This window comes from Cupriavidus sp. 01L415 (assembly GCF_056400065.1).
This window is the reverse complement of sequence record NZ_JBFTSP010000003.1, coordinates 236,780-251,400: the sequence shown is the minus strand read 5'-3', so window position 1 is coordinate 251,400 and position 14,621 is coordinate 236,780. Positions and strand designations below refer to the sequence as shown.

The 14,621-nt window shown below is 66.0% G+C and carries 17 protein-coding genes; 10 read left to right on the top strand and 7 right to left on the bottom strand.

The window, feature by feature from the left end:
* Window position 1 precedes the first annotated feature (1 nt).
* From AC1DOX_RS08835 to AC1DOX_RS08825, 3 genes are read left to right on the top strand one after another with little or no spacing between them, the layout of a single operon-like run.
* Window positions 2-877, top strand: a complete 876-nt coding sequence (locus tag AC1DOX_RS08835; RefSeq protein WP_441616509.1) for an ABC transporter ATP-binding protein — start codon at window positions 2-4, stop codon at window positions 875-877.
* Window positions 874-1,647, top strand: a complete 774-nt coding sequence (locus AC1DOX_RS08830; RefSeq protein ID WP_441616511.1) for an ABC transporter permease — start codon at window positions 874-876, stop codon at window positions 1,645-1,647. Before AC1DOX_RS08835 ends, AC1DOX_RS08830 begins: the two co-directional genes overlap by 4 nt.
* The gene (locus AC1DOX_RS08825; RefSeq protein ID WP_441616512.1) at window positions 1,640-2,611 is read left to right on the top strand and encodes a type 2 periplasmic-binding domain-containing protein; all 972 of its coding nucleotides are present in this window, start codon (window positions 1,640-1,642) and stop codon (window positions 2,609-2,611) included. Before AC1DOX_RS08830 ends, AC1DOX_RS08825 begins: the two co-directional genes overlap by 8 nt.
* On the opposite strand, the gene AC1DOX_RS08820 is transcribed toward AC1DOX_RS08825, so the two are convergent.
* Complete coding sequence (locus tag AC1DOX_RS08820; RefSeq protein ID WP_441616514.1) at window positions 2,602-2,730, bottom strand: hypothetical protein; 129 nt, start codon at window positions 2,728-2,730, stop codon at window positions 2,602-2,604. The genes AC1DOX_RS08825 and AC1DOX_RS08820 overlap by 10 nt on opposite strands.
* A gap of 173 nt (window positions 2,731-2,903) precedes the next feature.
* Between AC1DOX_RS08820 and AC1DOX_RS08815 the strand changes: the two genes are divergently transcribed.
* The 6 genes from AC1DOX_RS08815 to AC1DOX_RS08790 are packed head-to-tail and all read left to right on the top strand — an operon-like array spanning window position 2,904 to window position 9,387.
* A complete protein-coding gene (locus AC1DOX_RS08815; protein WP_441616516.1) occupies window positions 2,904-4,145 on the top strand; it encodes an SfnB family sulfur acquisition oxidoreductase in 1,242 nt (413 codons plus the stop codon).
* 1 nt (window position 4,146) lies between these two features.
* Entirely contained in the window at window positions 4,147-5,406 is a 1,260-nt protein-coding gene (locus AC1DOX_RS08810) for an SfnB family sulfur acquisition oxidoreductase (protein ID WP_441616518.1), read from the top strand.
* On the top strand, window positions 5,406-6,761 hold the full coding sequence (locus AC1DOX_RS08805) for an LLM class flavin-dependent oxidoreductase (protein ID WP_441616520.1): 1,356 nt from the start codon (window positions 5,406-5,408) through the stop codon (window positions 6,759-6,761). Before AC1DOX_RS08810 ends, AC1DOX_RS08805 begins: the two co-directional genes overlap by 1 nt.
* Before the next feature lie 22 nt (window positions 6,762-6,783).
* The gene (locus tag AC1DOX_RS08800; RefSeq protein WP_441616522.1) at window positions 6,784-7,593 is read left to right on the top strand and encodes a MetQ/NlpA family ABC transporter substrate-binding protein; all 810 of its coding nucleotides are present in this window, start codon (window positions 6,784-6,786) and stop codon (window positions 7,591-7,593) included.
* Window positions 7,594-7,610: 17 nt separating this feature from the next.
* Complete coding sequence (locus tag AC1DOX_RS08795; RefSeq protein ID WP_441616524.1) at window positions 7,611-8,753, top strand: methionine ABC transporter ATP-binding protein; 1,143 nt, start codon at window positions 7,611-7,613, stop codon at window positions 8,751-8,753.
* The gene (locus AC1DOX_RS08790) at window positions 8,734-9,387 is read left to right on the top strand and encodes a methionine ABC transporter permease (protein ID WP_441616526.1); all 654 of its coding nucleotides are present in this window, start codon (window positions 8,734-8,736) and stop codon (window positions 9,385-9,387) included. Before AC1DOX_RS08795 ends, AC1DOX_RS08790 begins: the two co-directional genes overlap by 20 nt.
* Before the next feature lie 90 nt (window positions 9,388-9,477).
* Here AC1DOX_RS08790 and AC1DOX_RS08785 read toward each other — a convergent pair whose 3' ends face one another.
* The 3 genes from AC1DOX_RS08785 to AC1DOX_RS08775 form a co-directional block, all read right to left on the bottom strand.
* Window positions 9,478-9,762: a hypothetical protein gene (locus AC1DOX_RS08785; RefSeq protein WP_441616528.1), complete on the bottom strand. Its 285-nt coding sequence runs from the start codon at window positions 9,760-9,762 to the stop codon at window positions 9,478-9,480.
* Between the two features lie 164 nt (window positions 9,763-9,926).
* A complete protein-coding gene (locus AC1DOX_RS08780) occupies window positions 9,927-10,832 on the bottom strand; it encodes a LysR family transcriptional regulator (protein ID WP_477101261.1) in 906 nt (301 codons plus the stop codon).
* A gap of 61 nt (window positions 10,833-10,893) precedes the next feature.
* Window positions 10,894-11,352 carry a MarR family winged helix-turn-helix transcriptional regulator gene (locus AC1DOX_RS08775; RefSeq protein ID WP_441616532.1) on the bottom strand — a complete coding sequence of 153 codons (459 nt, stop codon included), beginning with the start codon at window positions 11,350-11,352 and terminating at the stop codon, window positions 10,894-10,896.
* Window positions 11,353-11,508: 156 nt separating this feature from the next.
* On the opposite strand from AC1DOX_RS08775, the gene AC1DOX_RS08770 reads away from it, so the two are divergent.
* On the top strand, window positions 11,509-13,011 hold the full coding sequence (locus AC1DOX_RS08770; protein ID WP_441616534.1) for a patatin-like phospholipase family protein: 1,503 nt from the start codon (window positions 11,509-11,511) through the stop codon (window positions 13,009-13,011).
* Window positions 13,012-13,062: 51 nt separating this feature from the next.
* Here the strand turns inward: AC1DOX_RS08770 and AC1DOX_RS08765 are convergent, their stop codons facing one another.
* The 3 genes from AC1DOX_RS08765 to AC1DOX_RS08755 form a co-directional block, all read right to left on the bottom strand.
* Window positions 13,063-13,698 (bottom strand): MliC family protein, encoded by a 636-nt coding sequence (locus AC1DOX_RS08765; RefSeq protein WP_441616536.1) that lies wholly within the window; start codon window positions 13,696-13,698, stop codon window positions 13,063-13,065.
* A 23-nt stretch (window positions 13,699-13,721) separates the two neighbouring features.
* On the bottom strand, window positions 13,722-14,105 hold the full coding sequence (locus tag AC1DOX_RS08760) for a cupin domain-containing protein (protein ID WP_441616538.1): 384 nt from the start codon (window positions 14,103-14,105) through the stop codon (window positions 13,722-13,724).
* A 100-nt stretch (window positions 14,106-14,205) separates the two neighbouring features.
* A complete protein-coding gene (locus tag AC1DOX_RS08755) occupies window positions 14,206-14,523 on the bottom strand; it encodes a high-potential iron-sulfur protein (protein ID WP_441616540.1) in 318 nt (105 codons plus the stop codon).
* Window positions 14,524-14,621: the final 98 nt, after the last annotated feature.

Genomic DNA, 14,621 nt, shown 5'->3' with positions numbered 1-14,621 from the left:
CATGAGGCACAAGATCGATGCCCGTGGCGTGCGCATGGACTACGCCGTGCGCAACGAGGCGGGACGCAGCGAGAACGTTGCCGTCCTCAAGGACTTCGACCTGCAGATCCGCGATGGCGAATTCATCTCCATCCTCGGGCCTTCCGGCTGCGGAAAATCGACGTTCCTGAGCATCCTTGCCGGCCTGACGGCGCGTACCGGTGGCGACATCGCCATCGATGGCAAGCCGCTGCAGGGCATCAATCCGGCGCAGGGCGTGGTGTTCCAGGGCTATGCGCTGTTCCCCTGGCGCACGGTGCTCGAGAACATCGAGGTCGGGCTCGAGATTCGTGGCGTGGCGCGCGCCGAGCGCCGCCGCATTGCCGGCGAATACCTCGAGCTGGTCGGACTCGAAGGCTTCGGCCAGCGTTTCCCGCATGAGATCTCGGGTGGCATGAAACAGCGCGTGGCGATTGCGCGCTCGCTGGCGTACAAGCCGGAAGTGCTACTGATGGATGAACCGTTCGCCGCGCTGGATGCGCAGACGCGCGAGATCTTGCAGGGCGAGCTGCTGCGCATCTGGGAGCAGACGCGCAAGACCATTGTCTTCATCACGCACAGCATCGACGAGGCGATCTTCCTGTCGGACCGGATCGCCGTCATGACGCGCCGACCGGGTACGGTCAAGGCCATCCTCGACGTGCCACTCGCGCGTCCGCGCGCGGCCGAGTTGCGCAACTCGGAGGCGTTCGTCAGGCTGCGCCAGAAGGCGTGGGACGTGCTCAAGGATGAAGTGCAATTCACCAATCCGGCCACGGTGCCGCGCCCGCTTGGCGCCACCGCCAATCCTGGCGAACGTGCCACGGCCGAACCCGCTATCGCCAGGGTTGCATCATGAACGGCAAGACGACGGAACGCGCGCTCGGCGTACTGGGCATCATCGGTTTTCTATTGCTGTGGGAGCTTGTGCCACGGCTTGGCATCGTCAGCGAAGCCTATCTGAGCCCGCCATCGCAGGTGCTGGCGACGATCTGGCAACTGGTGAGCAGCGGGGCGCTATGGAAGCACCTGACCGCGAGCTTGCAGCGCTCGCTATGGGGATTGCTGTCGGCCATTGCGCTGGGTGTGGTGCTGGGCCTGCTGATGGGCTGGTTCAGTCGGTTCGAGGCCATCGTCGATCCGATCCTGCAGTTGTTCCGGCAGACGTCCGCGTTCGCGCTGTTCCCGGTGTTCATCCTGTTCCTGGGCATCGGCGAGATGTCGAAGGTGGCGATCATCTTCTGGGCGTCGTTCTGGCCGGTGCTACTGAGCACCATCGGTGGCGTCAAGCAGGTGGACCGACTGCTGATCGACTCGGCACGCTCGATGGGGGCATCGCGCCTGTTTGTGTTCCGCAAGGTGGTGCTACCGGCGGCGTCGCCGTCGATCTTCACCGGAGTGCGGCTCGCAGGCACGTATTGCATCACGGCGCTGGTGGCGGCCGAAATGATCGGCGCGCACTCGGGGCTCGGGTTCTTGACGCTCAACGCCCAGGAGGTGTTCCAGATTCCGACGATGTACGCGGGCATCCTGCTTTTGGCGCTGCTGGGGCTGGTCCTCAGCTATGGCCTGGCGATGGTTGAGCGGCGGCTGACGCGGTGGCGCAAGGGGCTGACGCTCAATGGCTGAGGTCGCGCCCGACCTGCCGCTGGCGCCCGCACGCGCGGCGCCGCGCCCGGTTCACGGCTTCTGGCTGGCGGCCTGGCTCGTGCTGGCGGCTGTTCTGCTGGTGGCCGTGACCGCGCCGCGCTGGCTCGAGCGCATGCCGAACGTGCCCGAGCGCTTGCCCCCCGCAGCGCAAGACGGGTTACGGCATTTGCAGCGAGAGCCTGACTGGGCAGCGTTGCGGCGCGGGCCCTTGCTCGATGCCGTGAAGCAGAGCGGCGAGCTGGTGGTCGCCGTGCGGCAGTACGCGCGTCCATCGCCGCCGAACCGGCCCACGCCACCGGAACCCGATGCGTTCGACATATCGCTTGCGCGCTACATCGCCGACCGGCTGCGGGTGCGCCTGCGTGTTGTGGCGACCTCAGTGGCAACCCCAGTCGCGCCTGGCCGCAGCTTGCCAGGCGTGGATATGGTGGTGGCCGGCGCGATGGAGGCCGGTGCGCCGAACGTTCGGACCGCATATACCGGAGGCACCGGCGCCTTTCTCGTGCTGCAAGGCAGCGCCTACCGTCATCCGAACGACCTGAATCGGCGCGAAGTCTGCGTGGGGCAGGGCAGCCCATATGCCCATACGCTGACGCACAGCGTCGGCGCGATACTCAGGGTCTACCCATCGTCGATCCGCGCCATCGCCGCGTTCATGGCAGGCGAATGCCAGGCGCTGGCGGAAGACCAGTTGGTGGTGTCGAGGCTCTTGGCCTTGCCGGAATGGCGCTTCTATCGAAAGCTCGATGCGCAAGTGGCACCGGATAACGATCGCGCGCAGCTGGCGATTCGCCTCGACGATCCGCAATCGGCCGCATGGATCGATCGCGCGGTGCGCCATTGGAAGCTCGATGGTGCCTTCGCCGCCGCGCGCGAGCGGCGTGCCGGAGATATCGCCTACGAGGCGAGCCAGCTGGGCGATGGCCTGGTCTGTCACTCCTGACGGTCGCATTCGCAGCGGCTGCCGCTCGCATCGCGCGGCGGGTAGAGCGGATAGCGTAGCGCCGCGTAGACCAGCAAGACCACGCCGATGGCGGTGATCCAGTCGAGAAGATCCTTCATGGGCGTTCTCCGTGTGGGTCACGCCGATAGTAGGGATTGGTGGCCGCGCAGGGAATGAAGGAGATCGGCTATCCATATATGGTCGCCGCTGCCTAAGCATCTACGGAAAAATTCGTCGTGAAGGCCCCGGGCGCCATGCTCCAATGGATTTTTGATTTCCATTGCGCTTCGCCATGACCAACCTCTCAGAACTGCACGCGCTGCAGCGCCCGACGCGTGTGACGCCCGTGCGGCGTATCCGCGATGATGCCGAGGCCATCGCCGTTGCTCATGCACTGGCTGCCGACTTTGCGGAAGGTGCCGCGCGGCGCGACCGCGAGCGCATCCTGCCGTGGGATGAGCTTGACCGCTGGTCCGCCAGCGGGCTCGGTGCCATTACCGTGCCGCACGAACTTGGCGGGCCCGATGTCTCCTACGCCACGCTGGCCGAGGTCTTCGCGATCCTCTGCGCCGCCGATTCCTCGCTCGGTCAGATTCCGCAAAATCACTTTGGTCTGCTTGGCGTCTTGCGCGAGATCGGAACCCCGGCCCAGAAACGGCGCTATTACGCCGAAGTACTGGCCGGCCAGCGGCTCGGCAACGCGGGGCCGGAGCGCCGGTCGGCGACCAGCCAGACGGTCCTGCAATCGGGCACGCGGCTGCGGCAAACAGATCAGGGCTTGCGCCTGAACGGCAAGCGCTTTTATTCCACCGGTGCGCTGTTTGCGCATCGCGTGCCGGTACGCGCGCTGGACGACCACGATCGCGCCGTGCAGGTCTGGGTGCCGCGCGATGCGGCGGGCCTGACGGTGAACGACGACTGGTCCGCATTCGGGCAACGCACCACGGCGAGCGGCACGGTGGTCTTCGACCACGTCGCGGTTTCCGAGGACGACGTGTTGCCAGTCTGGCAACTGGCGGAGCGGCCGGGTCTCTTCGGGCCGACGTCGCAGCTGATCCAGGCCGCCATCGACCAGGGCATCGCACAGGCCGCGTTCGACGATGCGATCGCTTTCGTGCGCGCCTACGCACGGCCGTGGATCGATGCCAAGGTCGAGCACGCCACCGACGACCCCTATCTGATCGGCGATGTTGGCCGGCTCGCCGTCGACCTCCACGCCGCGCGGGAAGTGCTGCTGGAGGGCGGCCGCACGCTCGACCATATTGCGGCGCAAACGGTGACTGCCGAACTCAGTGCGCAGGCATCGGTCGCCGTCGCCGAGGCGAAGGTGCTGACCACGGAAGTGGCGCTCGCCGCTAGCGAGAAGTTGTTCGAACTGGCGGGCTCCTCGGCCACGCGTGACAGGCACAACCTCGATCGCCACTGGCGCAATGCCCGCACGCACACCCTGCATGATCCGGTGCGCTGGAAGCTCCACCTGATTGGCAATTACCACCTTAACGGCGTACTGCCCGCACGGCATTCCTGGAACTGACATGACCTTGTTGCAGACCCCCCCGCCCGCCCCAGACCATCCCGACAGCCATCCCGCGCCGGCCGCGCCGCCACCGCGCGCGCACCGGATTCGCGACGATGCCGAGGCCATTGCCGCCGCACAGTTGCTGGCGGAGCGCTTTGCGCCCGAGGCCGCGCTACGCGACCGCGAGCGGCGCCTGCCATGGGCTGAGCTAGACGCGTTGAGCGCAAGCGGGCTGCTGGGCATCACCGTGCCGCGCGAGTTTGGCGGCGCGGGCGTGTCCAGCGGCACGCTGGCGGAAGTGATCGCGATCCTCGCGGCTGCGGACGGATCGCTTGGGCAGATCCCACAGAACCACTACTACGCGCTGGAGGTGTTGCGCGTCGGTGGCGTCGTGGCGCAGCAGCGCGCGTTCTACGATCTGGCGCTTGCCGGCGAGCGCTTCGGCAATGCGCTGGCCGAGATTGGCCACAAGGATTTCAAGCGTCGCACGCGGCTGACGCCTGACGGCGATGGCTTCCGCCTCGATGGCAACAAGTTCTACTGCACGGGCGCCATCTTCGCGCACCGCATTCCGACGCTCGTGGTCGCGGAGGAAGACGGGCGCGAGGTGACCTACATCGCCATCGTGCCGCGCGACGCGGAGGGCATCACGATCACTGACGACTGGGACGGATTCGGCCAGCGCGTCACGGGCAGCGGCTCGGTCACGTTCACCGACGTACGCGTGAAGGCCGAATGGGTGATTCCATTCTCGGCATCGTTCGAGACGCCGACCACGATTGGCCCGGTGGCGCAGTTGATGCACGCTGCCATCGACCTCGGCATCGGGCGCGGCGCGCTGGCGGCAACGCTGCCGTTTATCCGCGATCATGCGCGGCCGTGGGCGGACGCGAAGGTCGAGCGCGCGAGCGACGATCCGCTGACCCTCCACCACATCGGCGACGTCAAGGTACGGCTGCGCGCCGCGGAAGCGCTGGTGCGCCGTGCGGGACGCATTGTCGATGCAGCCCAGCTTCAGCCGGACGCACAGACCGTGGCGGCCGCATCGATCGCCGTGGCCGAAGCCCGCGCGGCGACGACCACCGCCTCGCTGCTGGCCGGCACGCGGCTGTTCGAACTGGGCGGCACCGCTTCCACACTCGACGGCCTTGGCCTCGACCGCTTCTGGCGCAATGCGCGCACGCATACGCTGCACGATCCGGTGCGATGGAAATATCACGCGATCGGCAATTACTACCTGAATGACAGGCTGCCGGCCCGGCACGGAGCACTCTGATGGCGCGCAAGCAGATCCTGCTCAACGCATTCAACATGAACTGCGTCGGGCATATCAACCACGGACTGTGGACGCATCCGCGCGATCAGTCCACGCAATACAACACGCTCGAATACTGGGTCAGCCAGGCGCGCACACTGGAGCGCGGGCTGTTCGATGGACTGTTTATCGCCGACATCGTCGGGGTCTACGACATCTATCGTGGCGATGTCGATGTCACGCTGCGCGAGTCGATCCAGCTGCCCGTCAACGATCCGCTGCTGCTGGTGCCGGCGATGGCTGCCGCCACCACGCATCTCGGATTCGGCGTCACCGTCAACCTGACCTACGACGCGCCGTATCTGCTCGCACGCCGCTTCTCCACGCTCGACCACCTGACGCGTGGTCGCGTGGGCTGGAATATTGTGACCGGATACCTGGACAGCGCTGCGCGGGCGATGGGGCTGGACAAGCAGATTGCGCATGACGAGCGCTACGAACGCGCCGATGAATACCTCGACGTGCTCTACAAGCTCTGGGAGGGTAGCTGGGAGGAGGGCGCCGTGCTGCGCGACAAGGCCGCGCGCACATTCGCGGATCCGGCCCGGGTCCACAAGGTGGTGCATCACGGCCGTTATTACGACGTCGAGGGCTATCACCTGGCGGAGCCTTCCGCGCAACGCACGCCGGTCCTGTTCCAGGCCGGCAGCTCGGGGCGCGGTCAGCGCTTTGCCGCGCGCCACGCCGAGTGCGTGTTTATCTCGCCACCCAGCAAGGAGGCCGCCCGCAAGACCGTCAGCGCATTGCGGGAGCAACTGGTGGCAGCGGGCCGCAAGCCGGATGACGTCAAGGTGTTTGCCGGTGCGGCGGTGATCACGGGGCGGACGGAGGCCGAAGCCCGCGCCCGGCACGCCGAGTATCGCGACTATGCGAGCCGCGAGGCGGGGCTGGCGCACTTTGCCGCGAGCACCGGGGTGGACTTTGCGCGCTACGGGCTGGACGAACCGGTCGACTACGGTGGCGGCAATGCCATCGAATCCGCGCAGCGCACCGCCGCACAGCACGGCTGGACCCGGCGCAAGCTGCTGGACCTGTTCGAGCTCGGCGGACGGTATCCCGCCATCGTCGGCGACTCGGCGCAGGTGGCCGACGAACTCGAGTCCTGGATCGACGAGACCGGCATTGATGGTTTCAACCTCAGCCGCACCGTGATTCCGGAGAGCTACGAGGATTTCGTCGACCTGATCGTCCCCGAGTTACAGAATCGCGGCCGCTACAAGACCGCATACGCGGACGGATCGCTGCGCCACAAGCTGTTTGGCGAAGGCGACCGATTGCCGGATCGCCACGCCGCCGCACAGTTCCGCCGTCCTTGATCTTCATTTCCTGCCAATCATCATGCTGAAATCTTCGCTGTTGCTTCCGCTTTTCGCCTCGTTCGCCATCGTCGCCCAGGCGCATGCGGCGCCCCTCACCATCGGTGTCACGCCGGGTTCGCTGGCCGACTCCGTCGAAGTGGCCGCCACCGAAGCCCGCAAGCAGGGCCTCGACGTCAAGGTGATCGAGTTCACCGACTGGACCACGCCCAACGTGGCGCTGGCCGCCGGCGATCTCGATCTCAACTATTTCCAGCATCAGGCCTTCCTCGACAATGCCATCAAGGAGCGCGGCTACAAGTTCCGCAGCGTGGCGCTGGGCGTGCTGCCGAACATCGGCCTCTACTCGACGCACATCAAGCGGTTCGAGGATCTCAAGGAGGGCGCGCGCGTTGGCGTGGCCAACGATCCGGTCAACCAGGGGCGCGGGCTGCTGCTGTTGCAGAAGGCGGGCCTGATCAAGCTGCGCGATGGCGTGGGCGCGAAGGGCAGCATCAACGATATCGCCGCCAATCCGAGGAAGCTAAAATGGGTGGAGGTGGAGGGGCCGCAGCTGGTGCGCGCGCTCGATGACGTGGACCTCGCGCAGGGCTACCCGGCGCATTTCGTCAACGCGGGCAAGCCGCAGGTGGCGGGCGCGGGGCTGCTGTATTCGGGGGTCGATGACACCTACTTCGCGATTCGCTTCGTCACGCGCGAGGACAACGCCAACGACACGAGGGTGGCCCGCTTCGTGAAGATCTATCAGGAGTCGCCGGCGGTGCGCAAGCAGCTCGGCACTTCCTTCGCCAACAATGACAAGCTCTACAGCCTGCCATGGCTGAAGCGCTGACCCGGAAGTCGCCAGACATGGCCGCCAACTTTCCACTGTGGCGCCGGGGTTTTCAGGCGCCCACGTCGTCGGAGGCGCCCGCGTCGCCGCTGCTGCATCAGGAAAGTGTCGGCACGCCCGGTGCGGGTGCCATCCGCTTCGATCACGTGAGCAAGACGTACCACGCGGCCAACGGGTCGGTGCAGGCGCTGCGCGAGATCGATCTGGAGATTCCCGCTGGTGGCATTTTCGGCATCATCGGCCGAAGCGGCGCGGGCAAGTCCAGCTTGCTGCGCACGATCAACGGACTCGAGACGCCGACCGGCGGTCGTGTCCGCGTGGATGGCGTCGATGTGGCCACGCTGGGCCACCGCGAGCTGGTGGCCTTGCGCCGCCGCATCGGCATGATCTTCCAGCATTTCAACCTGATTTCCGCGAAGACGGTAGCCGAGAATGTGGGATTGCCGCTCAAGGTGGCCGGGGTGCCGCGCGCCGAAGTGCGGGAGCGCGTGGCGTCACTGCTTGCGCTGGTCGGACTGGAGGGCAAGGCCGATGCTTATCCCGGCCGGCTGTCGGGCGGGCAGAAGCAGCGCGTCGGGATTGCGCGCGCGCTGGCGCATCGGCCCGACATCCTGCTCTGCGACGAGGCAACGTCCGCGCTGGATCCCGAGACGACGCAGTCGATACTGGCGCTGCTGCGCGATATCAATGCGCGGCTCGATATCACCATCGTCCTGATCACGCACGAGATGCGCGTCATCCGCGCGATCTGCGACCGGGTACTGGTGCTGGATCGCGGCGCGATTGCGGAGACCGGCCCCGTCTGGCAGGTGTTCGGCAATCCGACGCATGACGCCACGCGTGCGCTGCTGGCACCGCTGGCCATGCGCGTGCCGGAGGATATCGCGCGGCGTCTGCGCGACCGGCCCGATGGCCATGGCGCGTGGCAACGGGTGATCGAGTTGCGCTATAGCGGTGGCGAGGCCCCCGACCTGTCGCAGGTGGCAGCCGCGCTCGGCAGCGGCGTGCGCTTGTTGCACGGCAGCTTGGACCGGATACAGGGCCACACGCATGGCACCTTGCTCCTGGCCGTGCCCGCGCATGGGCCGGTCGATTCGGCGCCGAACGCTCATCTTGCCCATCAAGTCACTTCGCTAGGCTATGTCTCCGATTCTCGTTGATCGTCTCTGGAATGCGTTGCTCGATACTGTGACCATGGTGAGCGCATCCGCGTTGATCGCGGCGCTGGCCGGGCTGCCGCTGGCGTTGCTGCTGGTGGTGACCGCACCGAACGGCATGCGGCCGTCGCCGCGCTTTCACCGGCTGGCAGGCGCGGTCGTCAACGGCTTCCGCGCCACACCGTTCATCGTGCTGCTGGTGGCGCTGCTGCCGTTCACGCGCCTGGTGGTGGGCGTGACGATCGGTGTCTGGGCTGCCGTGGTCCCGCTGGCCATCAGCGCCACGCCGTTCTTCGCGCGCATCGCCGAGGTCAGTCTGCGCGAGGTGGAGCACGGGCTGATCGAGGCCGCGCAGGCGATGGGCTGCGAGCGCCGCCATATCATCTGGCATGTGCTATTGCCCGAGGCGCTGCCGGGCATCCTCGGCGGGTTCACGATTACGGTGGTGTCGCTGATCGGTGCGTCCGCGATTGCCGGCGCAGTGGGGGCGGGCGGGCTTGGCGATCTGGCCATCCGCTATGGCTACCAGCGCTTCGACACGGTCGTGATGATCGTGGTGATTGCGGTGCTGATCGTGCTGGTGACCGCGGTGCAAGCCCTGGGGGACTTTGGCGTCAGGCGCTTGCGGGCGCGGTAGCGTGGAACGCGCCAGATCGAGGTGGTCGTGGACGCAGACAGCGGGCGGCGGTGCATCCGGGGTGCGTCCGTGAGTGCTGGCGTGAAGTGATCAGGCGCCGTCGGTGAATACGTCGCGCGGCTCATGCACGCTGCGCGCACCGTCGGTAAACACATCACGCGGCTCGTGGACGCTGCGCGCACCGCCGGCATACACGTCGCGCTGGACGATGCCGGCGCCGTCGGTGAAGGCGTCAACCTTGCGGCCGACACTACCGTCCAGGCGGGCGAGGTCGGATGGTGGCGTGGTGGCGTTTGCCGCGCCGGCGGCCAGCGACAGGCCGATGGCGCAAAGGAGGGCGGCGGCGAGGTGGGTGGTGTGTGCGAGGCGGTTCATGCTGCGTTGTCTCCGGGTGGGTGGAAGCGATGGACCCACTCTAGATCAGCCGGCAGACCGGAAAAAGCGCTTGCCATCGCCAGGCTGTTCACGAGCCTGGACAATCGCTGGCAGCTTTCTTGCCGGATCTCGGGAAACGCCTGGTCAGCTTCGGCAGGGCGTCGCTATTCGCTGACGCTGCCGATGGCGTCGAGCAAGGCGCGTACCTTGGCCGGCATCAGCCGACGCGCCGGGGTGAGCGCATAGATCCTGGATGGCGACGAATGGTATGCGGGCAAGATCCGCACAAGCTCGCCGCGCTTGAGGTATTCGTCGACATAGCGCGACGCGAGGCGCGCCACGCCCAATCCGTCGATGGCCGCGCGCACGCGCATCTCCGCATTGGAAGTCCGGACGCGTGCCTGCATGGGGACGCGCGCCAGCTCTTTCCCGTGCTGGCAGAACTCCCAGTGCTTGTCTCCGGGCTCCAGGATCGCGGGCCATCCTTCAAGTTCCTGTGGCGCGCCGGGAAGTCCCCGCTTCCTGGACAGCGAAGGGGATGCATAGAAGGCCCGCTCCATCGCCACCACGCGCCGGCTCACCATCGAGCTACCTGGCAGCTCCGTGGTGGTCCTGACAAAGGCGATGTCATATCCCTGCTCGACCAGATCGGGTACCGCTCGCGACTCATCGATCTCGACGCGCAGGTCGGGATACGTCTGGAGCAGCCTGGCGAGCGCCGGCGACAAATGCAGCCATCCGCTCTCGTAGGGTGCGGTCACCCGCAGTGTTCCCCGGACTTCGTGCGTTGCTGATTTCGCGTCGGCCGCGATATCCCGCAGGGCGGCAAGTAGCGGCGCCGAGCGCACATAGAGCACATCGCCGGCTTCGGTGGCGCGCACGCGGCGGGTGGTTCGCTCCAGCAACCGCATGCCAAGCTGGCTTTCGAGCCGCGCCACGGAGGCGCTGACCGAGGATTTTGGGAGCCCGGCCCGGGCGCCCGCGGCTGTGAATCCGCCGGCCTCCACGACCCTGCAGAAGTTTTCCCAGTCGCGCCAGTCAAGGAGGTCGTCCATCACATCAGCAGTCATGTTCAGTCAATCTGTCTCTGCTGAATATGCCCAGGCAGATAGTTGTTGAAAAAAAGCCAGGTCAGGATTCGCTCGCGTTGACGAGGATGCGTTGCAGCATGTCACGCAACAGCGTTGCGTCATCCTCCGAGAAGCCAGCAAGCAGGCCGCCTAGCGCGCGTTGCGTGCCGGCGCGCGCCTGCGGAAAAATGGCGGCGCCTGCGTCCGTCAGTTCAACCAGATAGCTGCGCCGGTCCGAGGGATTCTCCACACGCCGGATGAAGCCCTTGCTTTCGATACGGTCAAGCAGCCGCGTCATGGCGCCGGAGTCATAGCCAATCAGCTTGCAGAACTCACTTAGCGTGCGGCCCCGGCCATTGATGAGAATGTTGAGGACGACAAACTGGGCAGCTGTCAATTGGAGCGGTGCCAGTTCCCGCTCGATGCTGGCCAGGACCTGATTGCGGACTTGCGTGACCAGGTAACCGAGGTCGCCGGAGCTCAACTGCGTCAAAACGGGGCGCTTGGCCGATTGCATCATGGTCCCTCGGTGATGGTCGCGTGGAATCTATCTGCCTGAGCAGGCATTGTCAAGGTTGGCGGAGACGGCGTCCAAAGCGGCTTTTCAGACTATGCTGAATGACATTGGCAATTTGATCGTGACAGCGAGGCCGCCACTGCCCGACTGGGAGGATCCATGAGTCGATCGTCGACATCTGCATGGCTGATACTCGCGTTGTCGCTGCTGCTTGGCGGCTGTGCCAGCCGGCCGGTCAACCCACCTATCGCCCATGCCGATCCCAATACCGGTTATCGGTTTTTCACGCGCCCGCAGTATTCGTCGGACAACGAAAACCTGGTCATTCTTGCTTTCTCGGGCGGCGGCACGCGCGCCGCCGCGTTCTCGTACGGCGTCCTTGAATTCCTGCGGAATACCGTAGCGGTCGGGCCAAAGGGCAACAAGTCTCGCCTGCTCGACCATGTCGGTGTCATCACCGGTGTGTCGGGCGGAAGCTTTACGGCGCTCGCCTATGGCCTCTACGGCGACAAGCTCTTCGATGACTACGAACAGAATTTCCTCAAGCGGGACGTCCAAGGGACGATTACATTCCGCACGCTCAATCCGGTCTACTGGCCGTCGCTATGGTCGAGCGGCTGGGGCCGATCGGAGCTGGCGGCGGACCTGTATGACGAGATCCTGTTCCACGGTGCCACGTTCGGCGACCTCAATCGCGGACACGGACCGTTTATCGTCGCGTCGGCGACGGACATCTCTACCGGCGCCCGCCTGCCCTTTACGCAGTCCACGTTCGACGTGCTCTGCTCGGACCTGAACGCGTTGCGGCTTTCCCGCGCGGCAGCGGCGTCGTCGGCCGTGCCCGTGGTGCTGACACCCATTACGCTCAACAACTACGGCGGCACCTGCGGCTACACGACGCCAGCCTGGATCAAGCCGTTCATCGAGAGCGCCGAACCGCCCCGTCCCGCCGCGCGCGCGACCCGTCATCTGCGGGAAGAGGCCGAATTCGGCGACAGCGTCAACCGGCCCTACATCCATGTCGTGGATGGGGGCGTGTCGGACAATCTCGGGATGCGCAGCGTGCTGGATGCCCTCGAGCTGATGGAGGCGCTGCACCTGATTGGCGTACCTTCGCCGCTCGACCATACGCGCAGGATCGTCGTGTTCGTCGTCAATTCCCTGTCCGTACCCAGGACGGCATGGGACAAGTCGGAATCTCCACCGGGAACCCTGGAGATACTGGTCAAGGCCACGGGCGTTCCGATCGACCATTACTCCTACGAGGCGACGGAATTGTTGAGGGATACGCAGGCGCGGTGGCGTTCCATGCGCGGCGTCCGGGCGTCCTCCGCGTTTTCGGCGAACAAGGATGCCGCGGTGACCACGGCGTTACGCACGCCGGACGCGACCATCTATGCCATTGATGTGTCGTTCGACAAGTTGACGGACAAGGAGGAACTGGCTTACCTGAACGAGCTGCCCACCTCATTCTATCTTCCGGCCGAGGCAGTGGATCGCCTGCGCGCCGCCGCGGGGAAGATCATCATGGCCTCGCCCGATTTCCAGCGGCTCCTGCGCGATGTCGGCGCCAGGATCGTGGTGGATCCGACGCGATCAGGAGAAGCACCTACAGCACCCACAGCACCCACAGCACCCGCGACAGCGCCCGCAGGAAAGTAGGGCGCACCACCTGCCGAAACCCCACACCCGGCCCGGCATGTAGCCCGGTATCTAGCCTGGCATCTCCACGCGGCAGTTCATCTCGGGCTTGCCGGGCAGCGTGAACAGCGCGTCCGGACCCTTGTCCCAGAACATGGCTTCACCCGCGTCGGCCTTGGCGGTGTAGCGGGCGCCGGAGGCTGATCGCGTCTGCTGGAGCAGCCACTGCTGGTCCAGCCACGTCAGGTAGGCATAGCCCGGGTCGGTCTGGACGAATGTGCCGGCGATGGCGGCATCCACGCCCGGGCACCGGATCGTGAACGGCCCGGTGCTGATGCCCTTGTCATCGCGCGTACGCGCGCCGGCATAGTTCTGCCGCAGCGTGTAGATGCGGTTCACATAGCTCGTGGTCGTGCAGGCGCGCGGGTCGTTCGCCTTCCAGCAATCGTTGCGGCCCTTGATCCAGCCGCGTTGCTCGGCGATCAGCGTCTTCTTGCTGGCCGTGCCGAGGGAGCGCGCATCGAGCGCCAGCCCGTACAGCCGGGTCGTTTCCTTGTCCAGCCGCGCCAGCGTGTTGTCCTTGCAGACGAGTTGCTCGATCTCGCTGTCCGCCTTCTTGCAGTCGAAGCTGGGGCTCGCGGCTTGCGACGTGCCGGCGAGGCATGGCAGGAGTAGCGCTGCAGTCACGATGCAGGGACGTCTGGACATGGCGCGGCCTCCTCCGGGCGTGGTCAGCCCGTGTTGCGATCCAATACGACGAAGTGCTTGCGCACCGGTTCGATGACTTCGAATACCCCTTCAAAACCGGCCGGAATGACGCAGGCGTCGCCGGGACCGAACTCGCGCGCCTCGCCGGCGTGACTTGTAATGCGCAGCCGGCCGCTGATCACGTGGAAGAACTCCTCCTTGCCGGCCGGAAAGGCGATGCGCCAGGCACCCGGTTCGCACGCCCAGATCCCGCAATCGAAGTCGCCTTGCGCGGCACTGTAGTGCGTCCAGGTGGTGCGGTCGGGGTTGCCCTGCACGAGCCGGTCCGGACGCGGACGGTCGTGGGCCGGGGCCGGATCGGCACGGAAATCGGTCAGGGCGGGGAGGGTGGCGAGGGGCGTGGACACGGCTGCGTGCGGGATGCGGAATGTCGAAGCCGTAAGTGTAGCCCCGCTGTTCCGGATCGCAATGTTCCGGGCCTGCAGCAGGGCGGATGCGGCGCCAGGGTCAGCCTTGCTCCCAGGCGGTGCACCATCCCTTGGCCGCCACTTCCTTGCTGCCAAAGAGCACGCATCCGCCCGTGGCGCTGGTGCTGTCCCCCTGGTAGAGCTGGCAGTTGGCGCAGGTCTGGCTGGGTTTGTGCTTCGGAAATTTCTGAGCGTCTACCTTGGTGGTGTCGGCCTTGTAGCCAAGTTTCACTGCCTGGGGGTCCTGCTCGTCGAGCACCGCCGCCTGGGCGGACGTACTGGTGACCGATGCCGTCATGGCAAATCCGGCGGCGATGACGACGGGAATGGCTTGAAGAAACTGGCGACGGCGCGGCATGGGGAGTCCTGTTGTGTGAGCCTGTTTGTCGCGCAGCTTACTGGAGTTTTCCAGGCGGCGTCTTGATCCGGAGCCTCCGGAGAGGCCTCGTCGAATGT